General features: G+C 34.7%; 29 protein-coding genes and 1 pseudogene. 1 reads left to right on the forward strand and 29 read right to left on the reverse strand.

Translation table 11 applies throughout. The features are described 5' to 3' along the window. The coding region (locus BD821_RS11735) for an IS3 family transposase (RefSeq protein ID WP_146076385.1) at positions 1 to 462 on the forward strand (462 nt) is incomplete at its 5' end. Between the two features lie 184 nt (positions 463 to 646). Here BD821_RS11735 and BD821_RS11740 read toward each other — a convergent pair. From BD821_RS11740 to BD821_RS11870, 29 genes and pseudogenes are all read right to left on the reverse strand, one after another. Next, on the reverse strand, positions 647 to 2,269 hold the full coding sequence (locus tag BD821_RS11740; RefSeq protein WP_104410644.1) for a phage tail spike protein: 1,623 nt from the start codon (positions 2,267 to 2,269) through the stop codon (positions 647 to 649). After that, positions 2,269 to 2,976 carry a distal tail protein Dit gene (locus BD821_RS11745; RefSeq protein ID WP_104410645.1) on the reverse strand — a complete coding sequence of 236 codons (708 nt, stop codon included), beginning with the start codon at positions 2,974 to 2,976 and terminating at the stop codon, positions 2,269 to 2,271. The genes BD821_RS11740 and BD821_RS11745 overlap by 1 nt, the downstream gene beginning before the upstream one ends. Before the next feature lies 1 nt (position 2,977). After that, positions 2,978 to 5,545: a phage tail tape measure protein gene (locus BD821_RS11750; RefSeq protein ID WP_104410646.1), complete on the reverse strand. Its 2,568-nt coding sequence runs from the start codon at positions 5,543 to 5,545 to the stop codon at positions 2,978 to 2,980. A gap of 29 nt (positions 5,546 to 5,574) precedes the next feature. Beyond that, positions 5,575 to 5,700 (reverse strand): hypothetical protein, encoded by a 126-nt coding sequence (locus BD821_RS13790; RefSeq protein ID WP_278335174.1) that lies wholly within the window; start codon positions 5,698 to 5,700, stop codon positions 5,575 to 5,577. 68 nt (positions 5,701 to 5,768) lie between these two features. Then, entirely contained in the window at positions 5,769 to 6,113 is a 345-nt protein-coding gene (locus BD821_RS11755; RefSeq protein ID WP_242971505.1) for a tail assembly chaperone, read from the reverse strand. Positions 6,114 to 6,263: 150 nt separating this feature from the next. Beyond that, a complete protein-coding gene (locus BD821_RS11760; RefSeq protein ID WP_104410648.1) occupies positions 6,264 to 6,524 on the reverse strand; it encodes a hypothetical protein in 261 nt (86 codons plus the stop codon). Between the two features lie 178 nt (positions 6,525 to 6,702). Further along, entirely contained in the window at positions 6,703 to 7,275 is a 573-nt protein-coding gene (locus tag BD821_RS11765; RefSeq protein WP_104410649.1) for a major tail protein, read from the reverse strand. Continuing rightward, positions 7,268 to 7,603 (reverse strand): hypothetical protein, encoded by a 336-nt coding sequence (locus BD821_RS11770; protein WP_479723209.1) that lies wholly within the window; start codon positions 7,601 to 7,603, stop codon positions 7,268 to 7,270. The genes BD821_RS11765 and BD821_RS11770 overlap by 8 nt, the downstream gene beginning before the upstream one ends. After that, a complete protein-coding gene (locus BD821_RS11775; RefSeq protein ID WP_207719864.1) occupies positions 7,599 to 7,988 on the reverse strand; it encodes an HK97-gp10 family putative phage morphogenesis protein in 390 nt (129 codons plus the stop codon). Before BD821_RS11775 ends, BD821_RS11770 begins: the two co-directional genes overlap by 5 nt. A 1-nt stretch (position 7,989) precedes the next feature. Further along, on the reverse strand, positions 7,990 to 8,316 hold the full coding sequence (locus tag BD821_RS11780; RefSeq protein WP_104410652.1) for a phage head closure protein: 327 nt from the start codon (positions 8,314 to 8,316) through the stop codon (positions 7,990 to 7,992). Positions 8,317 to 8,320: 4 nt separating this feature from the next. Further along, complete coding sequence (locus BD821_RS11785; protein WP_104410653.1) at positions 8,321 to 8,623, reverse strand: head-tail connector protein; 303 nt, start codon at positions 8,621 to 8,623, stop codon at positions 8,321 to 8,323. Positions 8,624 to 8,639: 16 nt separating this feature from the next. Further along, positions 8,640 to 9,839, reverse strand: coding sequence for a phage major capsid protein (locus tag BD821_RS11790; protein ID WP_104410654.1), 1,200 nt, complete (start codon positions 9,837 to 9,839; stop codon positions 8,640 to 8,642). 14 nt (positions 9,840 to 9,853) lie between these two features. After that, entirely contained in the window at positions 9,854 to 10,552 is a 699-nt protein-coding gene (locus BD821_RS11795; protein WP_104410655.1) for a head maturation protease, ClpP-related, read from the reverse strand. Then, complete coding sequence (locus tag BD821_RS11800; RefSeq protein WP_104410681.1) at positions 10,549 to 11,808, reverse strand: phage portal protein; 1,260 nt, start codon at positions 11,806 to 11,808, stop codon at positions 10,549 to 10,551. The genes BD821_RS11795 and BD821_RS11800 overlap by 4 nt, the downstream gene beginning before the upstream one ends. Positions 11,809 to 11,923: 115 nt before the next feature. Continuing rightward, on the reverse strand, positions 11,924 to 12,139 hold the full coding sequence (locus BD821_RS11805; protein ID WP_104410656.1) for a hypothetical protein: 216 nt from the start codon (positions 12,137 to 12,139) through the stop codon (positions 11,924 to 11,926). 57 nt (positions 12,140 to 12,196) lie between these two features. After that, a complete protein-coding gene (locus BD821_RS11810; RefSeq protein ID WP_174905315.1) occupies positions 12,197 to 12,523 on the reverse strand; it encodes a hypothetical protein in 327 nt (108 codons plus the stop codon). 2 nt (positions 12,524 to 12,525) lie between these two features. Then, a complete protein-coding gene (locus tag BD821_RS13330; RefSeq protein ID WP_115641621.1) occupies positions 12,526 to 13,038 on the reverse strand; it encodes a helix-turn-helix domain-containing protein in 513 nt (170 codons plus the stop codon). Positions 13,039 to 13,126: 88 nt separating this feature from the next. Next, positions 13,127 to 14,728 carry a terminase large subunit gene (locus BD821_RS11820; protein WP_104410657.1) on the reverse strand — a complete coding sequence of 534 codons (1,602 nt, stop codon included), beginning with the start codon at positions 14,726 to 14,728 and terminating at the stop codon, positions 13,127 to 13,129. Between the two features lie 86 nt (positions 14,729 to 14,814). After that, positions 14,815 to 14,988 carry a DUF5049 domain-containing protein gene (locus tag BD821_RS11825; protein WP_104410658.1) on the reverse strand — a complete coding sequence of 58 codons (174 nt, stop codon included), beginning with the start codon at positions 14,986 to 14,988 and terminating at the stop codon, positions 14,815 to 14,817. A gap of 1 nt (position 14,989) precedes the next feature. Further along, positions 14,990 to 15,217 carry a DUF4314 domain-containing protein gene (locus BD821_RS11830; RefSeq protein ID WP_104410659.1) on the reverse strand — a complete coding sequence of 76 codons (228 nt, stop codon included), beginning with the start codon at positions 15,215 to 15,217 and terminating at the stop codon, positions 14,990 to 14,992. Next, the gene (locus tag BD821_RS11835) at positions 15,201 to 15,884 is read right to left on the reverse strand and encodes a virulence protein (protein ID WP_104410660.1); all 684 of its coding nucleotides are present in this window, start codon (positions 15,882 to 15,884) and stop codon (positions 15,201 to 15,203) included. The genes BD821_RS11830 and BD821_RS11835 overlap by 17 nt, the downstream gene beginning before the upstream one ends. Positions 15,885 to 15,972: 88 nt before the next feature. Then, positions 15,973 to 17,202, reverse strand: coding sequence for a site-specific DNA-methyltransferase (locus tag BD821_RS11840; RefSeq protein ID WP_104410682.1), 1,230 nt, complete (start codon positions 17,200 to 17,202; stop codon positions 15,973 to 15,975). Positions 17,203 to 17,233: 31 nt separating this feature from the next. Further along, positions 17,234 to 17,383, reverse strand: a complete 150-nt coding sequence (locus tag BD821_RS13505) for a hypothetical protein (protein ID WP_169994177.1) — start codon at positions 17,381 to 17,383, stop codon at positions 17,234 to 17,236. Positions 17,384 to 17,385: 2 nt separating this feature from the next. Continuing rightward, complete coding sequence (locus BD821_RS11845) at positions 17,386 to 17,964, reverse strand: P27 family phage terminase small subunit (protein ID WP_104410661.1); 579 nt, start codon at positions 17,962 to 17,964, stop codon at positions 17,386 to 17,388. A 128-nt stretch (positions 17,965 to 18,092) separates the two neighbouring features. Next, positions 18,093 to 18,452 (reverse strand): HNH endonuclease, encoded by a 360-nt coding sequence (locus BD821_RS11850; protein ID WP_104410662.1) that lies wholly within the window; start codon positions 18,450 to 18,452, stop codon positions 18,093 to 18,095. 119 nt (positions 18,453 to 18,571) lie between these two features. Continuing rightward, complete coding sequence (locus BD821_RS11855) at positions 18,572 to 18,988, reverse strand: DUF1492 domain-containing protein (protein WP_104410663.1); 417 nt, start codon at positions 18,986 to 18,988, stop codon at positions 18,572 to 18,574. 5 nt (positions 18,989 to 18,993) lie between these two features. Further along, entirely contained in the window at positions 18,994 to 19,245 is a 252-nt protein-coding gene (locus tag BD821_RS11860; protein WP_242971506.1) for a hypothetical protein, read from the reverse strand. Between the two features lie 58 nt (positions 19,246 to 19,303). Beyond that, a pseudogene (locus BD821_RS11865) lies at positions 19,304 to 20,648 on the reverse strand (SNF2-related protein). Continuing rightward, a complete protein-coding gene (locus tag BD821_RS11870; protein WP_104410664.1) occupies positions 20,645 to 20,932 on the reverse strand; it encodes a VRR-NUC domain-containing protein in 288 nt (95 codons plus the stop codon). Before BD821_RS11870 ends, BD821_RS11865 begins: the two are co-directional and overlap by 4 nt. Positions 20,933 to 20,983 lie beyond the last annotated feature (51 nt).

Below are 20,983 nucleotides of genomic sequence, written 5' to 3' on the forward strand. Positions count from 1 at the left end.
TATATCCATGTCCTTAAAGAAGGGTGGACCTACTTAGCATCTGTGATGGACTTATATTCCAGAAGAATAGTAGGCTACGCCTATGGCAAGCATATGACCGCAGAATTAGCCGTTAAGGCGGTTGAAAATGCTTGTCTTAATGTTACTAATCCTAATGGTATAATACTTCATAGTGACCTTGGAACACAGTATACTAGCAAACAGTTTAAAAAGATAATTGCTGATAAGGGCTTAATTCACTCTTTTAGCCGTAAGGGTAATCCCTACGATAATGCTTGTATAGAGTCATTTCACTCTATTCTTAAGAAAGAGGAAGTATATGTACATAAATACCCTAACTTTGAATATGCACAAAGAGCTATCTTTGAATTTATTGAATCCTGGTATAATCGTAAGAGAATTCACGGTGCTTTAAACTATATGACCCCAGTAGAATTTGAAAATCTTAGAAAAGCAGCTTAGTAATATTGTACGACTTTTTGTGTCTAAGTTATTGACATAGGTCCAATTCCTCTGATATTTGAGATAGGTTTTTTCTTATTAAGTTTGATTACATTATTATTAATTAAATCTTTATTAAAAGATATAGTCTCTCTATACATAACAAGGCTCCTTTCTCTTCCATTATTAAATACCCTTTCTTAATTCATATAATCTCTATTGTTACACCAGCCTCTGCGATTCTTATATCAACATCAGCAACCTTTACTTCTTGAACTGAATTTGACTTTATAATTTCATTCATAGTTATACCTGTTTCATATTCTTTTAATATCTGTGACGGATTTACTATATCAATGTTTTCAATTACTTCTGCATGAGGCGGTTCTGCACTCATGCCCCCCTGAAGATTTCTTCCATCAATCATACATTGAAGATTATAAATTGGTATTGTTACCGTTCCATTATCAGCTTTTAAGTTTATACCTATATAATGATTTCCTTGAGCAACTTGAGGAATTCCGAGTGGGATTCCTATAATATTATCACCTTGCTCCAGTTTCTGCTTTGGTTTAAACGGTATCTCTACATTATCTAAAAGTATCTTTACAGTTAAAGTGCTCCCCATACTTGAATTACAACTTATAGATAAATTAACACTTAAATTTGTACTTGAAACTGCAGTAATGCCTAAATAGATTGGTTGAATTTCGCTGGTTGAAACTATAACCTCTTGTGAATTGGCATAATAAAGCATACTAGTTAACGCTTGAGCTACCTTGTTTCCCAGTTCATCTCTTACTGTGCTAATCATTGCTGTAAAATCACTTTGACCTCTAGATTTAGGCTGACCTAGCTCAACTTTTGTATTCCATCCACTTAATAAGTCTTGCTTTATTTTAATTACTTCCACTAACACATCTATATCAAACTCTTCATACTTTACTAAAACATAATCTCCTAGATTAACCTGTTGAAGACTTTTAAAGTTTTCATATTCCTTTGATTTACTAATCTCTATAAAGTCTACTTCTATGTTCACGTTAGCAATTCCCTTGGTCTTTACATACTCCTTTGCCATTATCCTTAAGGTAGGTTCATCAGCTGCATCTTTGAACTCAACTGGCTTTATGATATGAAAAGGTGGGTACTTTAAACTATCAAAATTAGGTATAGTTATATATTTTTCAGCTAGTGTTATACCATTGAAGCCTTTAGGATAAATCTTAGTAGCTAAGTCAGTGGTATCACTGGTAACCTTTATACCTCTAATATTTTTTCCATACTTAATTAACATACCTGTTTCTTTTCCAATTTGCTTTAGTATTTTAATATTATAATTATCCCTATATAATTCACCAGTTCCCCATCTTTCAATAATTTTAAATATTGCTTCTACTGGATTTAGTTCTATCATATATAATGTATTATTTATTAAAATATCACTGTCTACTGTATATCTTGATTCTAGATCACCAACTAAAGACTTTTCTAGAGCAGTTTTTACACTACATTTCACCGCTCTTTCATCTTCTATAAAATAAAAAGCCAAGTCATAAAAAATATGCTTAGCCCAAATCATAATTATTTTATTATTATCTTGCTTTTTCTCAACTTTATATATTCTAAACAGTTGATTATTTGCCTTTATAATATTGAAGTATTCTAGATGAACTGCTTTTTTAGATTTAACCGGATATTCTAAATATAAGCTGTATTCACCATTTAATTCATTAGTAATTTCTGCTTTAATAGCTTCATTTAATTTACCTAGTCCATTATTTTCAAATTCACCTTTTTTAGTTTTCTTATCATAAACATAAATCATTATAGCCACCGCCAATTAGGTAAAAGGACTATTTTGCTAACACTGCCTACCCAGCTTATCTTATTCTCTCCTATTTTTAGCTTTGGAAAATTTCCTTCCATTTTAAAGTTTAAATTATCTAAAGCTTCATTATAACAATCCTCTATATCACTGTTAATTATTATGCTATTATTAATTCCTTTTAATTTTATAAGTGTATCATTTATAAATAATTCAATGTTTCCACTACCATAAACAGTTATGATAGGGCTACTCTCTAGAGTACCCATATTATTTATAATACTATCTGTTTTCACTATTGTTATAACTTGATTACTAACTTCATATTTGAAAGGTTTGCAGTTAAACACTAATGGAAAGGCTCCAACAGATTTATATATAGGTTTAAAATCTATAGCGTTTACAACTTGTGCTATATACCTTTTATTTGCTTGATAACTAAATATAAGATTCGACTCACCACTACTAAAAAGCCATCCTTTTATTTCATCTATTTTATCTGTTAAATTTTCTCTTGACTTTAGAGTACATTCTACTAAGACAGTTATATCTTCATAGGTTTCTTCATCAAATTTTATACTTGAATCTCTCCCAGGAATAGGCACATAAGATACTCTACGTTTTGGTGAAGGAATTATAGGTCTTTTGGCAATAAAAATGCCATAATCTTTATAGCTATCCTTATTGGCAAAGCTAAAACTTAACATACTATTTACCCCCTCTTCCCATTACAGCTCTTTGTCTATAAAATTCAAGTTCATAAGCAAGTTGTTCGATATCTTTATCTGTGTTGTTTATGAAGTTTTCTATATGAAGTGATAGACCACCACTCCCTCCACCTTTAGCCTTTTCTATTGCCTTAGCCATTAAGCTATCCAATCTATCAATAGGCAGTACCGCCTCAGATCCGGCTTCTCCAACCCCTATAATACTAGGTCTATTAAAAATACCCCCACTCGCATACCAATCGACATTTAGGCGTGGAACACTTGGTGGTGTTAAGTTAAATTCTCCCTTTAAACTAAAGTGAGGTAGCTTAATTTTAGGTATTTTAATCTCTGGTAATCTTAGATTACTAAAAAATCCTTCAATTGCATTTATTGCATTACTCACAGCATTTTTAGCAGCATTTATCGGATTTACAATAGACTCTTTAATCTTATTCCATACTATTGCAGTTATATCTTTAATTCCGTTCCATGTACCTAATATTATCCCTTTAATAACTTCAAATCCTGTTTTTATAATTTCTCTAATTAAATCAACGGCTGATTTTATAACACTCTGTATTCCACTCCATAAATTAAAGGTGATATTTTTTATTCCTTCCCACACTCCATTCCAATCACCTTTGATTGCGCTAGTTATAATTTTTATAATGTCCTGTATAACCCTTAGTGTTGTATTTACTATAGTAGCCACCAAGTTAAAAGCAGTAGTTATTATATTTACAAAATCATCACCATACTTGATCCATATTTGATTTGCCAATGCAACAAAAGCTTGAAACATAGACTTTAAGCTTTCAATAACACCACCTATTAAAGTTTTAACTGCATTCCATACAATATTTACTGAATTTCTAAAGTCTTCATTATTTTTATATAAAACTACAAAAGTGGCTATAAGTCCTACTATTGCACCTATAATTATTCCAACCGGCCCTGTAATAGCAGTAAAAGCAGTTCCTAAGGCTCCGCTTGCGCCTCCTGCAGCACCAAGGGCTGTAGAAATAGAACCTAATGTTGAAAATAGTATACCACCAGCGGATATAAGCTTTCCTACAACACCTAAAACAGGTCCAATAGCAGCTGCAACAAGAGCAAGTTTTAAAATCATATCCTGCTGTGCTGGATTTAGTTCATTAAACTTTTCAATGATTGATATTATTGCTTGTATAAACTTCTCAACGGCAGGCATTGCATTATTTACTGCTTCAAATAACTTTTTGCCCAAGGGCTCTAAGGCTACAGCCATTTTGTTTTTTAACATCACAAACTGTTCAGCTGCATCTGCTGTATCTGTATAAACCTGTTCAATAGTTTCTGGACTTGACTTAAGACTGTTTATTAACTCATCTAAATTTAACCTTCCTTCTCTTATAGCTGATGCCATATCTGGACCTGCTCTCGCCCCAAACATCTCTAATGCCATGGCATTAGCTTCACCTGCAGTACCTGCTTCTTTGATTCTTGTTACCATCTCTTGAAGAGCCTTATTAGGTTCACTAATACCTTCTCTTGCCATCTTTCCAAGGGCAACTCTTAAAGATCCTACAACTAGCTCTGTATTAACCCCTTCCTTTTCAAACTTCCCCATCATTGCTGCGGAAGTTTCCCAATCAAAACCCATTTGTCTTAAAGGGCCACCAAACTGTGCCATAAGTTGTTGTAGTCTACTAACACCTATTCCTGTGCTTTGACTTACTTTAAAGGTGTAATCTAATGCTTTTCCATAGTCTTCTGTTTTTAGTCCAGCATCTTGAAACATTCTAGTAGAAGCGGGGATTAAAGTATTTATATCTTCTCCGGTTATTTTTGCAAGTCTTAACATCTGCGTAGAAAGATTTTGAAGGGATTCTCCTGAAAGACCTGTACGAGTATTTAAATCTGCTATTGCTTTACTTGCATCCCCCATAGTCGTATCTACAGTTGTATATACAGATTTAAAATCATCTTCTAAACCTTGAAGTGCTTCCCCTGTAGCCCCAGTGCCTATTCTTATTGAATCACTTGCTTCATCAAAATCACTAGCAAGCTTAAAAAGTCCTACTCCCGCCGCTGCTATAGGGGCTGTTACTGTTTTGCTTAAGGTGCTTCCAACACTTGAAAAGCCATCTCCTACTTTTTTCATTTTGCTTCCAATACCCTCAAGGTTTTTCCCCAATGTGGTAAATCCACTACTTTGAACCTGTATCTCCTTGTTTAATCCAGAGAGTTCATTTTCCATTTTGTTAAGTTCTGCTGTTGCATAATTGAGCTTAATTTTAAGGTTTTCAGTAGCCTTAGCATCTTCACCTTTTGTAGTTACACTTTCTTGATAACTCTTTTTTAGAGCCTCGACCTTAGACTTCTGAAGTTCCATCTGTTTATTTAAACTATCTGCCTTAAGCTTCAGTCCTTCTGTAGTCTTTCCATAATCGCCCATTTTAGAGCTTGTAGCAGCAAACTCACTCTGAACTACCTTTAGACTTCTTTGAATCTTAGAAACTCCTTCTTGAAATCCTCTATCATCAAGACCTACTCTAGCAACTACAGTATTTGAATCTCTCGCCATATCCCCTCACCCCCTCTCACGTTGAGTTTCTAAAACATAACATTATCTATATAATCAAACTCTTCTTTATCAGCAATTCCATTGACTTTCTTATATACTTTTAAAAGAGCTTGTAACTTCTTTGGTGTACTATTCCAAAACTGCTCCTCTGTCATCCTTAAAATATTAGTAGCTAAATAAAAAAGCCACTCCCAATCCCATCCACTAGAATCAGAGCAGCTTTCTATTCCCCCATATTTTCTTCACTTACCTCTGGCATAGCAGCACTTAATGCTTCATTAACAGCTGTACCTAACCTTTCCATATCACTTAAAGTAAGCATTTTCCCTACTTCTTTAAGTGTAACACTTTCATCTTCAGCTTTAATTGCTGAGTAAATAAGTGCCCTTATAGCTTTAATCTTTTTATTTTGCAAATCTTCAAAGGCTTGGTTGATATCACCGTATACCTCTTCTAACTCACAGAAGGTGTTCATATCAAATTTAAGTTCATATTCTTTATTACTAAGCTTAAACTTAATTCCTTTATTTTTAAGTTCTGATGCTCTCATGTTTTCAGCTCCTTTCAAAATTTCTAACGAGAAAAAGACCTACTAAATTGTAAGTCTTAAAATTAAAACTGATTTATAAATTGGAATTTGTCTGTGAATTTTGCTAAATATATCATTGGTTCAATTCAGGTTGAAATAGTAAGATGATTGATTGAATATTGTGTTTTGTTATTCTATTCCATCAAGATTCATTTCCCATTGATGATCATATAAAAACCTATGAGTTTCCTCGTCACTAGCAATCCACTCATTGTCATATCGACTATCAGCCCAAGATGTCTTTCCTACAGCACGTATGTGTAGTGATCCACCTGAAATTGTGTATATTCTTTCTTCGCTGGAATTTCTCCCCTCATAATATGTTCTCTTACTGAAACCTTCGTTCTGTTCTAATATTCTTTGTCTAACAGATGTTGTTAAGCGTGCCATCTTTTCCTCCCTTCATCCAATCCACGTGATTGAACAAATTACTATTTATCTATTGCTTTCATGCCATCTTTATTTCATAAATCTATTTTAACTCAACCAATTATATAAGTATAGAGTTTTTATACTTATCCTTTCCACATTTCTAATCCATCTATTTATTTTTAGAAATCAACTTTTTCTATGATGACACTGTAGGCTCTTTTGGAACAGCTGTAAACCATGAACTTATAGTTGTTGTATCTACATCCTTCATATCCTCATCAGCAATAAATCTGTAATTTCCATCAGCTTCTCTTGGATAAAATTTTCCCTTAAGCTTTGCACTTTGAGCCTTTGGCTTTTCAGCCTCCGTATCATATTCATCTGTAGCAAGTTCAAACTTACCTTTTAGAAGCCACACATACCTATACTTTCCATTGTTCTTCTTAGATTTAAAGCCTAGTGCTATAGTTGGTGCTATGTCATCCTTATTCTCAATAAGTACACCCTTTGCAACCTTTGCCCCCTGAAGCTTTGCTCTACTCTCTAAAGATAGCTGATTTACTTCAATCTCAACATCCACTCCTTCAAATGCAGTAATAATATCTTCCACTGCATCGTCCGAATAAATATTATCTGAATTTGACTTTGGTGAAAGCTTTGCACTTATTGCCCTTTCAAGTTTTATAGGTACATCATATGTTGTTGCCTCATTATCATCAGTTTTCAATATAGCTATGTGAATATCTTTAAGGCCTATTTGTCTAGCCATTTAAATCACTCTCCTCTAAATAATAAAATTTAAGACCTTTATGATAGATTTTTGTATCTTGTTCATAAAGATCTATTTCATTTAATCTTTTAAATCTAGCTTTAAGCAAAAGTTCTTTTATATTTTTAACTATATTTGCGTAATCACCCTTTGACCAAACATCTACTTGAACATAATGCGCCGTTAAGCTTTCCCTATCATCTTCATAATCTTCTCCACCTGAGAAATATTCATGAAAGGTTATATAGGTTTCACCCTTTCCAGAATACCTTTGAAAACACACAGGAATATTGAGAGGATTTAAGGCATCAATAATTAGTTTATTAATCAAACTCCTCAAGCCCCCTTTGCAATTCTTCTTTAATTACATTGTTAATTTCTTTTTTATTTTCAACAACAGAGTTTTCTGCCCAATGCTGTGCTGATTGTTTACTAGTCCCCCACTCCGAAAACTTGGAGTAAAAGAACTCTGAGTTATCACCCTTATTAGGACCTATATCAACAAAGTCTACTCCGTTTTCGTTTTCTATATCTGATATCTTTATGTTATCAGCCATGTGTTTTTTACTTAAACTTGACCTCGGAGCCTTTTTCTCCATGCTACTTTTAACCAAATCTCCTGCTTTATCAAGAGCATTTTTCTTAATTCTTTCTCCCTTTTCTCCAAGCTTATTTACTTTATCTATAAGCTCCTGCATTCCTTCAAGCTCCATTTTAGCCACTACTATCAACCTCCATAGCCTTGATTTCTATGAATTTATTTACATACTTTATGTTATCAATAGAAATTATATTGTACTGCTTATCCTTAAACAAAACCCTCATTGTAGTATCAATTTCATCAGTGTATCTTATAGTAAACTTTACAGTGTTTTCTGCCTGAACAGCTGCAGCTGCATAGTATTCCTTTCCACTTAAGTTAGTTACCGCTGCCCATACTGTTTTGTAATCTTGCCAATTCTCAACTTCAAATCCATTCTCATTAGTATTTGTAGAAAACTTTTGCAAAGTGGTTCTATGTCTTAATTCACCAATCTCCATAAAATCACCAGCTTTCTTTTCTAATATTAGCTAGTATTAATTTCATTACATTAATAGTTTCTGAAATACTACCACTTTCACTTTTCATGTAATAGTATGTTCCTTCTCTTTTTTCATACATATTTGCCACTGCATAAAGAACAGCTTGCTTTGCAGTTTTGGGTATTTGTTTAAATTCAGATAAAGGATATCTTAATATATCTTCACAGATTTCTTCAGCTGTAAGAATAAAATTAGTGATGAGCGTATCTTCCTCATCACTATCTATTCTCAGATATAACTTTGCTTCTTCAAGGGTCACTACCATACACTCATCACCTCCATTAACTAACTTTCATTTTTAAAATTTGTACTGTTTCTGGAAGAACTAATTTACCATCTACTCTTTCTTTAGCTACAAATCCAACCATTCCATTACCTGCAAATAATTCTTTAAGTTCTGCAAAGGAACGAGGGCCTCTATCACCAATGTTATAGTAGCTAAAGTCACCAAAGGCTATAACGGGTTTTCCTGCTGCAACTGTTGGAACATAAGCTGAAGTATAAACAGGATATCCAAGTAAACTATCGGGCTCTCCAACTTGATATGATGGCTGCCAGATATATGCGCCATTGCCATCCTTTAGTTTCCTAAGAATTGCTAATGTTTGATCATTGATTATAAATGTAGCACTTTTTCTATATGGACGCTTTAGTGTATAAATTAAATTGATTATCTCATCAGCTGTAATTGTAGTTGCACTTGCAGCTGTAACACCAATTTCACCTCCACCAGTTGCTGCAAAAATACCTAGTGGTTTTCCTACTCCATCTCCATTTAAAAAAGCATCTTCTTCTGCATTTGCAAGAGCCTTAGCAAACTTGTTTAAGATGTAACTTTCAAGATTAAACACATTATCATAAAGAAGTTCTTCTGTAACCTTAACTGCGACGTGTAGCTTATGTGCATCAAGATTGATTTGTTCAAACTTAGCATCTCCAAAAGTTAATGCTCCCCCTTCATCAATCCAAGCAGCTGCTGGGGTAGATGCCGCAATATTTATTTTTCTTTCAGCACCGGTCTTAATTGTAGTTGCAAGTTTTCTTATGATATTTTCTTCTGTTAAACCTTCAATTAGTCTAGTATCATACTCTGATGGAACAAGGTATCCTCCATCTGCATCAACACCTTCTTGAAGTATATTATTAATTCTTCTAAAATTAGAACGAAGAGCATTTAGCATAGAATCCTTGTACTCAGCTGTTGCAACTCCCGTTTTAGGGTTTTCATTTGTTTGTAGCTTTGCAGGACTACTTAAGATTGGGCTACTTGTAGGCTTTGACATTTCAGCATCAATTGCTGTTAGTCTACTTTCCCTTTCAATTTCCTTAGTTAAAGACATTATATTGTTTTCCATCTTTGTATAAATAGCATTATCTTCTTCTGAAAGCACATCACTTTCATTTCTTTTGTTATCAAGAAATGCCCTTGCATCTGCTACTGCCTTATTACGCTTTTCATATAATTCCATAAGTTTATTCATATTAAAATTCCTCCCTAAATAAATTTAAGACGCTCTTTTAGCGCCCCAATTGATGGTTTATTTTCATTTATTTTTATACCCTTTTTGACTATCATTTTATCAAGTAATGAATTAGTTACTGCTTTTCTGCTAAAAGCATAAGTAGTATCCTCACCTGACTTTTGCTTTTTATTATCTTTTAAAATCCCATCTGCAAAACCAAGTTCTAATGCTTTGTTTGCATTTAGCCATGTTTCTGCATCCATAAGATTAGATAATCTTACACGAGATAAAGAAGTCTTTATCTCATAAGCATTTATGATACTTTCTTTAACTTCTGAAAGCATATCAATTGCTTTTTTCATTTCCTCATCATCTCCAATTGCAACCGTAAGTGGATTATGAACCATCATAAGTGCAGTAGGTGCCATTAAGACATTTGTTCCTGCCATAGCAATAACACTTGCTGCTGATGCTGCAATACCATCAATCTTTACAGTTATGTTTCCTTTGTAATCCATAAGCATTGCATAAATCTGACTTGCAGCAATACAATCTCCGCCGGGAGAATTTAGCCAAACAACAATATCTCCTTGTGAAGAATCAAGTTCTGCTTTAAATGCTTTAGGTGTAATTTCATCACCGAACCAACTTTCTTCTGCAATTGCACCATTAAAATATAGTGTTCTAGTATCTGAATTTTCATCTTTTACCCAGTTCCAAAATTTTCTCACTTTGTTCCCTCCATTCCTAAATTATTTTTATTAGCAAATATTCCTGCGTCCTGTAGCTTTGTCATATTTCCATTAATCAAATATAAATCTCCACCTTCTTCAACTGATATACGGTCTAAGTTTTCAAGTTCTCTAATGTCATTTGCACTCATCCATCCATTTTGCCTTGCAGTTGCATATCCACTCATACGGCTTTGATAATCGCCCCTAAGGAGCCCATCTACATTGAATTTAATGAAATATTTCTTTTTATCACTAAGAGATAATAGTGAACGTATCATTGCTTGTTCCCACCTTGAAACCCAAGGATCTAATGTGTATTTTACAAACTCCAAAGATTGCTGTTCTATATTAGAAAAGCTAGATTTTTCAAGGTCACCAACCATATGTGGTGGAACTCTGAAAATTCTAGCTATCTCATTGATTTGAAATTTCCTTGTTTCAAGAAATTGTGCCTGTTCTGGAGATATTGTTATAGGTGTATATTTCATACCTTCCTCCAAAACAGCTACTTTACTTGAATTGCTACTTCCACCAAAGGTTGCGTTCCAACTTTCCCTAACCCTTGTAGGGTCTTTTAGCATACCAGGATGTTCTAGTACCCCACCCGGTGCAGCACCATTAGCAAAAAATTTAGCTCCATATTCCTCACAGGCAATAGCCATACCAATTGCATTTTTAGCCATTGCAATTGGAGAATATCCTATAAGTCCATCAAATCCAAGGCCAGGAATATGAAGTACATCAGAAGGATTCAAGTTTACTATGTTTCCTTTATTATTAGGAGCATCCTCTTTACTTATCATATAACTATAATAAAGCTTTCCCATCTCATCCCTATTTACACTCATACGATTTGGCATTAATGGATATAAAGCTACTACTTCACCTTTCCCATTTCTAATAATTTGTGCATAGGCATTTCCCCATAAAAGTAAATGAGTCATAAGGGTTTCCCTAAATACAAAGGAAGTCATCTCTGGATTTGGCTCATCATGTAATAGAAAATATAACGGACTATTTATCGCCTTTTCTTTCCCTCCATTATCAGTGTACTGATATAAATGAAGTGGTAATCCTGCCACAGCTTCAGCTAAAATTCTCACACAAGAATATACAGCAGTCATTTGCATTGCTGTTCTTTCAGTAACAGGTTTCCCAGAAGTTGTACTGCCTAAAAAGAAACCATATGCACTCCCCGCTGTTCTGTTTTTAGGCTTATCTCTTGATTTAAATATTCCAGATAAAATTCCCATAGCAATCACACTCCCCTCTAAAATAGACATAAGAAAAGCACCTACCGTTGTGGTAAATGCTTTTAACAATAAACACTGTTATTATGTAAAATTTTTATAGCCTTTTGCATTTTGACTAAACATCAACTTCAAGAATCTCATAATCAACATCATCATCTTCATCAATTGGATAGTCTCCAGGATTTGATAAATTCAAAATTTCCGCACCATCATGGTAGCAACTGCATAAGTATCCTGCATAATCTTCGGCTTCAGCTTCAGAATCAAACACTTCGTCCTGCTCTTCACTACTTCCATCAGAGTATTTCATTAAAATTTTAAACATTTTCATATAGATAACTCCTTTTCATAATTCTCTGTTTTACAATACCATTTCTTTGTCGCATTTTCAGCAGTTCTCATCGGAACTGATTACATTTTCAGTATGTTCTTCTATATCTTCATGTGCAGCATCATAATCTTTTATACCTTGAATCAGTTCAGCCTTAATTGCCTCAATTTCAGACTGAGGTAGTGCTTTTCCCTTGCTGAAGATCTTAATTAGTTTTTGAATGCCGATGGTTGCGAGAGCACCTACAGCAAGTGTAATTCCCACAACTGGCAACATTTCTTTTCTACCAGCACTTTTCCCAGCATCAATAAGTGCCTCTATAAGTTTCTCAGGACCTCCTGCTGCTTTGGCTGCTTTTGATAATTCTGCATAATTCCATGCCATTACTAATCCTCCTTTATTTCATCTGCATCGATTGCCTTTTTGATGGTATCCTTTATGACCTCGTCATGTTCTAACAAATGTTGATATTGTTCAATCTGCTTTTGGATGCCTTCAATTTCTTTTTCAGTTTGAACGATTAGAGACTTTTTTTGAAGTATAGTACGATTTAAAGTTTTGATATTTTCTTTCAAATGCTTTTCAAAGTCTTCCGGTAATACACGAACATCGGTTTCGCCTTTTTTATCGCAATAACTGATAACAGCACCGGCCACTAGTCCTGCGGCTAAAGTAGCTAAACCAACCGTTGGAGACATCGTTGCCACACTAGATGTAACCTTTGGTAAATATTTCGGTGTTGCCCTTAAAAAACGCTTCAATTCATCATCAGTAACAATATTTCCGTCTTTTCGTGATGCTTGAACTGCAGTTAACCGCCCATCACGAATCCACCTGCGCACAGTTTCTGGATTAGTTTCAAGCAAATCAGCAATCTGTTTAACACTGTATGTCTTCATATACACCATCCTTATACTACATTATAATGCTACATTTTTAGGTTTGTCAACAAAAAGTAGTATTATAATGTAGTATAAAAGTGTTTTATTATATAAATAATATTCCTCTGTCATCATAAACAGAAGTACCCTCCCCATTACCACAACGAATTGCTCTATCAAGGGCCATTATAGTTGCAACAGCACCATCTATCTTCTCCGTTGATTTTTCTTTATCTGCTTTAATATTTCCAGCTGGGTCAGTTCTAATAAAGATATTATCCATATTCCACCTTAAAACAGGGTGACCTCCATGTGCAAGTTTCTTCTCAAGTGTTAGTTTCATAAGTTCCTTTGTAGGTGGACTCATATCTTTAAACCCTTGTCCAAAAGGCACTACTGTGAATCCCATACCTTCAAGGTTTTGTACCATCTGAACTGCTCCCCATCTATCAAATCCTATTTCTCTGATATTAAACTTTTCACCAAGCTTTTCTATGAATTTTTCTATGAAACCATAGTGGACTACATTTCCTTCTGTTGTTTGTATATAACCTTGTCTTTCCCATACATCATAAGGAACATGGTCACGCTTTACACGAAGGTCTATTGTTTCTTCTGGTATCCAAAAATAAGGTAGTACACAAAATTTATCTTCTTCATCCAATGGTGGGAATACTAAAACAAAAGCTGTAATGTCCGTTGTACTTGAAAGGTCTAACCCTCCATAACAAACTCTCCCTTTTAAAGATTCTTCATCTACCTTAAAAGAACAGGCATCCCATTTATCCATAGGCATCCAACGGATAGCTTGTTTCACCCACTGATTAAGTCTAAGTTGCCTAAAAGAGTTTTCTTCAGCAGGGTTCTGCTTTGCAGATTCACAAGCAGCTTTTACTTTATCTATTCCAACAGTTATTCCTATAGAAGGATTTGCTTTCTTCCACACCTTAGGATCTGTCCAATCATCTGATTCATCTGCTCCATAAATTATAGGATAAAATGTATTATCTTTTTTTCTTCTCTCAATAATATCTTTTGCCTTTTGGTGGGTTTCATAACATATAGAATTTGTATCTGTTCCAGCTGTAGTAATTAAAAAATATAGTGGTTGCATTCTAGCATCACCAGAACCTTTAGTCATAACATCAAATAGTTTTCTATTTGGCTGTGTATGAAGTTCATCAAATACTACTCCATGAATATTAAAACCATGTTTAGAATAGGCTTCTGCTGATAACACTTGATAAAAGCTATTTGTAGGTGCATAAATTATTCTCTTTTGAGATGCTAAAATTTTAACTCTTTTACTAAGTGCAGGGCACATACGCACCATATCAGCAGCTATTTCAAATACTATAGACGCTTGCTGACGATCAGCTGCACAGCCATAAACTTCGGCCCTTTCTTCAAAATCACCACAACATAAAAGAAGTGCAACTGCGGCTGCAAGTTCTGACTTGCCTTGCTTTTTAGGGATTTCGATATAAGCGGTATTAAATTGTCTATAACCATTGGGTTTTAGTGTTCCAAAAATATCTCTTATAATCTTTTCCTGCCAATCTATAAGTTCAAATTTTTTACCTGACCATGTACCTTTTGTATGACAAAGGGCTTCAATAAAGGCAACAGCATAATCTGCGTGTTCTTTGCTGTATATGCTACCCTTTGCCTTAAACTTAGTTTTAGTGTACTTCTTTAATTTTCTCATAAGCTGTCACCTCCTTTCCTTAAATTTAAAAAAGACTACAATTAAGTAGCCTGTAACTAAGAACAACCCCTTTTAAGGGTTGCCCATTACTTTCCTGTAAAAATAAACCTTATATACTCTTCCTCATACTCTTCAATGAAAGCTATTAATTCATGAAATCCCATCTCCGATGCAATTTTATTCACCATAGAGAGGTCAAACATATTGGTAAGTGAAGTATCCCTAATAGCTAGTATTTGTTCTTTAATCTTATGCGTCATGTTACTCTACCTCAATTTTGCTACAGCTATCTTCACCATAAATAACGTTCAATCCACTACCATTATCCCATTTAACTAAAATACTACCTGCATCATCAACACCTTTTACTGTACCTTTTGTTCCTATTGGTGGTGCTTGGACATCATCCATCTTCACAAGTTCTATCCTTGTACCTATTGGGTATTGTTTTCTTAGCATTTCAACTCTTTCTTTACTTGGAAACTTCATTCTTAGTACCTCCCTTAAAAGCTGATGACCCAGAAAAATTCTGAAGGAGAATTTTACGTTCTTCTTTGTATTCTTCTCCAATGAAACCTAGGCGAAGAAGGAAACAGCGGAATGCGTATTTCTCATTTTCTACTTCCTTTTTCTTTGAACTAATGCGTTTCTGGTTTCTTGCCATTTCACAAATTGCAGTAACAAAATGGGTATAAGCTTTTACTGTATTACTGTCTTGCTCTCCATGAAACCAAGGAAACCTAATTCTTTCTTCAGCTTTCTCAATCGGCAAACTATCTGTAGCTAATGCCTTTTTAATAAGGTCTGCTTTTACTTCCACTAACTTTTCCAGGTTATCAAATGAGTCTTCCGTAAATAATTCAATTGACATTTCTACAACTAAACTATCTACTGTAGTTTCTAGCATTTCATTTTCAGCTACTGGTGCCTCTGAAATAAAACCTTCTTTCTCTAAAGCTTTAAGCAAAGCCTCAACTTTTTCTTTCTCTACTTGATCATCAAAAGATATGCAGCCATCTTTGCCTACAACAATATCTCCAACCTCGTAAGCCATACTAGGCATTCCTAGGTATCTTGGCCTACATTCTAATATTGCTGCAATGGCAACAACTAGTGACTTGCGCTCTTCTCCTGTTACATTAAATTTAACTTCCACTTTTAAGTACCTCCTTATTTTTTGGTACTTACATATATCACTCTAAAAGGTATAAGTATCAAGTCCTTTAACCAGAATAATGTGATTCTTAAGAAGTAACTTCCTCATCTTTAACCATCTCATTATAAGGCAACTTCTTACCATCTCTTATTAAAAACACACCTTCATCACTTGAAACCTGTTCGATGTATCTTTTTACAATAACATCACAGAATTTTTCATCAAGTTCAATGGTACAACAGATTCTATCAGTTTGCTCACAAGCTATAAGCGTTGAACCACTTCCACCAAATGGGTCTAAAACTATTGAGTTTGTTAAACTTGAATTTTGAATTGGATAAGCTATAAGAGCCACAGGTTTCATTGTTGGATGATCTGCATTTTTGCTTGGTCTATCAAATTCCCATATTGTTGTCTGTTTTCTATCTGAGTACCATTGATGTTTACCTGATTTCTTCCATCCAAATAAAACTGGTTCATGTTGCCACTGGTAAGGACTTCTGCCTAATACAAGACTTTGTTTCTTCCAAATGCATGTACCACTTAAATAAAATCCAGCATCTGCAAATGCTTTTCTAAAGTTAAATCCTTCTGTATCTGCATGAAAAACATATATAGATCCATCATTTGCAAGAACCTTTTCCATATTGCTAAGGCTATCAAAAAGGAAATTTAAAAAAGCATCTGCTGAAAGATTATCATTTTGTATCTTTCCTGCAGTGCCTTCGTATTTTACATTATAAGGTGGGTCTGTAACTATTAAGTTTGCCTTTTTCCCCTCCATCAATCTTTCATAGGTTTCTGATTTTGTGCTGTCTCCACAAATAAGTGTATGCCTTCCTAGAATCCACACATCGCCTTGCTTTGAGAATGTAGGCTTTTTCAATTCTTCATCAACATCAAAGTTATCTTCTTGAACATCTTCAGCAGAATTTAAAAGCATATTTAATTCAGCTGCCTCAAACCCTAAGAGGTCAACATCAAAATCTAGTTCCATTAAACTTTCAAGTTCTATAGATAATAAATCTTTATCCCATCCTGCATCTTCTGCAAGTCTATTATCTGCAATAATATAAGCTTTCTTTTGTGCCTCGGTTAAGTGGTCTACAAATACACAAGGTACAGTTTTCATTCCATCTTCTTTAGCTGCTAGAACTCTTCCATGACCTGCTATAATATTAAAAGCTCTATCGATTAAAATCGGATTTACAAAACCAAATTCTCTAAGGCTTGATTGTAATTTCTTTATTTGCTTTTCATTATGAGTTCTTGAATTATTGGCATATGGTACAAGTTTTGATATTTCTACTTGTTGCATTTCCTCAGTAAATTTATTTTCCCTATCCAAACTAATACCCCCTTTGTAATATTTTTATAAGTCCTTTATTTGCACCATCAACATCGCCTGCTACTACTTGCCCTTTTAAGGTTTTATATTGTTGCTTAGTTAATACATTTTTATTTTGATTAAGTTGCTTCATAAAAATTTGTTTCTCCATTTTTATCTTCCCTTTCTCCCCGATAAAAGTGCCTCCATAATGTCATCTTGAGGATCCCCAACAAATGCTGTAGTACAGTTTTGTTTAACAATATCAAAAATTTCATACCACAATAAATTAGCTTGCTTTAAAAAAGATTGGCTCATCTGTACAAAAGGACTTGCTATAGCTCCACCTGTTGTAGGGTGTTTTCCTAAAAGTCCATAAGTGCTTATGGCTTCCTCACATTGGATATACCTTGTAAATGCCTGAGCATAAGATTCTATAAGTCTTGGATTAATAAACTTCTCACATCCTCTATCTTTTAGCCACTTCCAAGTTTCAGCAAATAACAAATCTGCTCCAAGTAATTTACCATCTCTTTGCTTTGCACTAAGGTAGTCACTTGGTGATGGCATATCTCGACCATTTAAATTTTCAGCACCATCTAAATCACTAGCTTCCAGAATTGTTTCTGGCTGTAGGTTTGGTACTTCTAATATTTTTGCTGCTTTACCTTTTGTTATTTTATCTGAAAGAGGTATTTGCTTATCACCTGCACGAACTCGTCTGCCACCTCTATTTGTACCGTCCTTGGCCATATTTTCTACTCCTTTCTTAGCCCCAAGTGGTTAATACCCCCTTTGAACTGCGGTTTTTGTGCGTGTGACCCCCTGCCCGTTCCCCAGTGGGTTAGTTGTAGAGATCAAGACCGCCCCTCCCTGGTGCATCACCTTCTGTTCCACCTATCACCATCCCTTGCAGTAATAGCAGAGTGACAAGACTTACATAAAGCCATTAGATTACTCCTGTTATGTGTTCCTCCACGTGACAAGGGAAGTATGTGATGTACTTCCTCAGCCTTTGTTAGTCTTCCACCTCTTTCACATTCCTGACACAAAGGATACTGTGAGATGTAGCTATCACGGATTCTCTTCCACGCTCTACCATACCTACGGCGTGCAACTGGGTCACGACCATACTTCTCGTAGCGTTTGTTATCTATCTTTTCATGTTCCTCACAGAATCTACCCTCTGTTAAGTTAGGACAACTAGGAAAGGAACATGGTCTTTTAGGCTTTCTTGGCATTACATTCACCTCCAGTTTTTGGGCATAATAAAAACCCTGCAGGTGCAATCCCACAAGGCTCGTTTTATTTTTTCTCTATTATAATACTATCATAATGTCTTACTGTCTTTCTCTGTACTTTACTGTAATGTTTTAGGTACAACCACATAATTTAGTGCTTTCTTATGTACCTTAAATACATTATCAATACTGTAGTTCATATCAACGGCAATTTGCTCCCACTGCATAAAGCACAAGTAACGCTTTTCTAAAAGAGTTTGATACTCTGGGTTTTGAATTGCTTTTATGGTTCTTACAATCTCATGTTTCAAATCCACTAATTTATCAATGTCTTGGTTAATCTCTGCCTGCAAATCAATAATCTTTTCCACAGCGTTAGCCATAGTAGAAACTGCACGGTTCGGATTACGGGGCATATCCGATATCGTGGTTGTTGCTTTTGTAGCAAGGTCATTTAAGGATGCTACCTGTTCAATCTTGCTATTTATTCTTTGGTCAAGACGATATGCTTGACTTAAATATTCTTTAGCCCTCATACTCACTACACCTCATCCCTTAATTCTTTAATCAGCATATTTCCATCAATAGTTGTTAATTCCGAATACCACTTTGAACGAAAGAAGCGTTCCACATTAGATTTCACTTTATTCCCCTCAACGCTATAAGGGTATTTTTTTAGTGCCTTTAAAGCACTCCTATAATCCTTTACAGCTTGTAGAATTATAGCATTTGCCAGATTAGAAATTCCATCCTCGTTAGTAGTGGGTTGGACTTGCATATCATTTTTATACATAAGCAGTACCTCCGAATAAAAAATTTTTTTCCTTGGATTGACCCTAATTGTCTTAGCTTTACAGATTTGCCTTTACAGCATCAATTAAAGCTGATTGTATTTTTTCTTTTTTATTAAGGGATCTAATTATTTGCTCATCCATAGTTCCTTTAGCAATAATATGATGAATAACCACTGTTTCATTTTGCCCTTGTCTCCAAAGCCTCGCATTTGTTTGCTGGTAAAGTTCTAAACTCCAAGTAAGACCAAACCATATAAGAGTTGAACCTCCAGCTTGAAGATTAAGTCCATGTCCTGCAGATGCCGGATGAATTAAAGCTACTTCTATTTCTCCATTATTCCAATCCGTTATATCCTTTGAAGTTTGTATTTCACGAACCTTAAACTTCTTTTTAATTCTTTCTAAATCATGCTTAAACCAATAAGCTACAAGTACTGGTTTACCATTTGCCGATTCAATTAAATCTTCAAGAGCATCTAGCTTTCCATCATGTATTTCACAAACCCTTTTATCTTCACCATACACTGCACCATTGGCCATTTGGCAAAGTTTATTTGATAAAGCTGCAGCATTTACAGCATCTATTTCTTCACCCTTAATGGATAATACTAAATCCTTTTTTAAACTGTCATATAACTTTTGTTCTTTTTCAGAAAGAGTTATAAAAACTTCGTTTATGATGCACTCTGGCATTTTTAAGTAGTCAGTGCTTTTCATGGATATGGTGATATCTGAAATAAGACGATAAATTTCATCCTCTGCTCCAACTTTTGGTTTATAACTAAATATCATCTGATTATTTCTTTTATCTGGGTTAAAGAAATTATTTCTATACTGAGTTACAAATCTTCCTAACCTTTCACCCATATCAAGGATCCTAAACTCTGCCCATAAATCCATAAGTCCATTACTACTTGGAGTTCCTGTAAGTCCTACAATACGTTTTACCTTAGGTCTTACTTTTAATAAACCTTTAAACCTCTTTGCTCCATAGGACTTAAAGGAGGATAACTCATCAATCACAACCATATCATAGTCAAATGGCATACCACTTTGGTTTATAAGCCAATCCACATTTTCACGGTTTATGAGATAAATATTTACTTTTTGCATTAGTGCTGATTTTCTTTGTGTTTCACTACCTACAACTACTGAATAAGTAAGTCCATTAAGGTGCTCCCACTTTTGAATTTCAATAGGCCAGGTATCTCTAACAACTCTTAAAGGACCAATAACTAAAACCTTTGAGACTTCAAAGCTATCAAGGCAAAGGTCAAATATTGAGGTTAGAGTTATAACGGTTTTATCAACCGAGGCCCATATCAAGAAATACAGCAGTGATAGGTTTCTGATTTATATAATCAATTGCATATTGCTGATAATCATGTGGTATGAACTTCATTTGGCATCACCTCCAATCTTATCAAGAATCCATCCAATCTGTTCTATCTCATCAAGGACAAATACCTGAAATCCTAAGCCTCGAAGCAATTTATGTCTTGCAAGCTGAAGGGGTCTCGCCTTTTTCCCTGGAGCCTTTACCTCTACAAACCCAACCTTTCCATCTGGCAGTAATACCAAACGGTCCGGTATCCCGTCAAATCCAGGTGACGTGAACTTAGGACAGATGCCTCCATGCTTTTTAACTTCCATTACTAACTTCTTTTCTATAACTTTTTCTCTCATGCTAACCTCCATCAAAAATAACGTTATGCATGTCGTCAAGGTCATATCCTA

It is taken from the genome of Clostridium algidicarnis DSM 15099 (assembly GCF_002934235.1).
GTDB classification, from domain to species: domain Bacteria; phylum Bacillota; class Clostridia; order Clostridiales; family Clostridiaceae; genus Clostridium_L; species Clostridium_L algidicarnis.

What these genes read in the sequence shown, in the direction of transcription:
- BD821_RS11740 (WP_104410644.1), bottom strand. Translation starts at nt 2,269, where the DNA reads ATGATTTATGTTTATGATAAGAAAACTAAAAAAGGTGAATTTGAAAAT.
- BD821_RS11745 (WP_104410645.1), bottom strand. Translation starts at nt 2,976, where the DNA reads ATGTTAAGTTTTAGCTTTGCCAATAAGGATAGCTATAAAGATTATGGC.
- BD821_RS11750 (WP_104410646.1), bottom strand. Translation starts at nt 5,545, where the DNA reads ATGGCGAGAGATTCAAATACTGTAGTTGCTAGAGTAGGTCTTGATGAT.
- BD821_RS13790 (WP_278335174.1), bottom strand. Translation starts at nt 5,700, where the DNA reads ATGACAGAGGAGCAGTTTTGGAATAGTACACCAAAGAAGTTACAAGCT.
- BD821_RS11760 (WP_104410648.1), bottom strand. Translation starts at nt 6,524, where the DNA reads ATGGCACGCTTAACAACATCTGTTAGACAAAGAATATTAGAACAGAAC.
- BD821_RS11765 (WP_104410649.1), bottom strand. Translation starts at nt 7,275, where the DNA reads ATGGCTAGACAAATAGGCCTTAAAGATATTCACATAGCTATATTGAAA.
- BD821_RS11775 (WP_207719864.1), bottom strand. Translation starts at nt 7,988, where the DNA reads ATGGAGCTTGAAGGAATGCAGGAGCTTATAGATAAAGTAAATAAGCTT.
- BD821_RS11780 (WP_104410652.1), bottom strand. Translation starts at nt 8,316, where the DNA reads ATGGAGATTGGTGAATTAAGACATAGAACCACTTTGCAAAAGTTTTCT.
- BD821_RS11785 (WP_104410653.1), bottom strand. Translation starts at nt 8,623, where the DNA reads ATGGTAGTGACCCTTGAAGAAGCAAAGTTATATCTGAGAATAGATAGT.
- BD821_RS11790 (WP_104410654.1), bottom strand. Translation starts at nt 9,839, where the DNA reads ATGAATAAACTTATGGAATTATATGAAAAGCGTAATAAGGCAGTAGCA.
- BD821_RS11800 (WP_104410681.1), bottom strand. Translation starts at nt 11,808, where the DNA reads ATGGGAATTTTATCTGGAATATTTAAATCAAGAGATAAGCCTAAAAAC.
- BD821_RS11805 (WP_104410656.1), bottom strand. Translation starts at nt 12,139, where the DNA reads ATGAAAATGTTTAAAATTTTAATGAAATACTCTGATGGAAGTAGTGAA.
- BD821_RS11810 (WP_174905315.1), bottom strand. Translation starts at nt 12,523, where the DNA reads ATGGCATGGAATTATGCAGAATTATCAAAAGCAGCCAAAGCAGCAGGA.
- BD821_RS13330 (WP_115641621.1), bottom strand. Translation starts at nt 13,038, where the DNA reads ATGAAGACATACAGTGTTAAACAGATTGCTGATTTGCTTGAAACTAAT.
- BD821_RS11820 (WP_104410657.1), bottom strand. Translation starts at nt 14,728, where the DNA reads ATGAGAAAATTAAAGAAGTACACTAAAACTAAGTTTAAGGCAAAGGGT.
- BD821_RS11825 (WP_104410658.1), bottom strand. Translation starts at nt 14,988, where the DNA reads ATGACGCATAAGATTAAAGAACAAATACTAGCTATTAGGGATACTTCA.
- BD821_RS11830 (WP_104410659.1), bottom strand. Translation starts at nt 15,217, where the DNA reads ATGAAGTTTCCAAGTAAAGAAAGAGTTGAAATGCTAAGAAAACAATAC.
- BD821_RS11840 (WP_104410682.1), bottom strand. Translation starts at nt 17,202, where the DNA reads ATGCAACAAGTAGAAATATCAAAACTTGTACCATATGCCAATAATTCA.
- BD821_RS13505 (WP_169994177.1), bottom strand. Translation starts at nt 17,383, where the DNA reads ATGGAGAAACAAATTTTTATGAAGCAACTTAATCAAAATAAAAATGTA.
- BD821_RS11845 (WP_104410661.1), bottom strand. Translation starts at nt 17,964, where the DNA reads ATGGCCAAGGACGGTACAAATAGAGGTGGCAGACGAGTTCGTGCAGGT.
- BD821_RS11850 (WP_104410662.1), bottom strand. Translation starts at nt 18,452, where the DNA reads ATGCCAAGAAAGCCTAAAAGACCATGTTCCTTTCCTAGTTGTCCTAAC.
- BD821_RS11855 (WP_104410663.1), bottom strand. Translation starts at nt 18,988, where the DNA reads ATGAGGGCTAAAGAATATTTAAGTCAAGCATATCGTCTTGACCAAAGA.
- BD821_RS11860 (WP_242971506.1), bottom strand. Translation starts at nt 19,245, where the DNA reads ATGTATAAAAATGATATGCAAGTCCAACCCACTACTAACGAGGATGGA.
- BD821_RS11870 (WP_104410664.1), bottom strand. Translation starts at nt 20,932, where the DNA reads ATGAGAGAAAAAGTTATAGAAAAGAAGTTAGTAATGGAAGTTAAAAAG.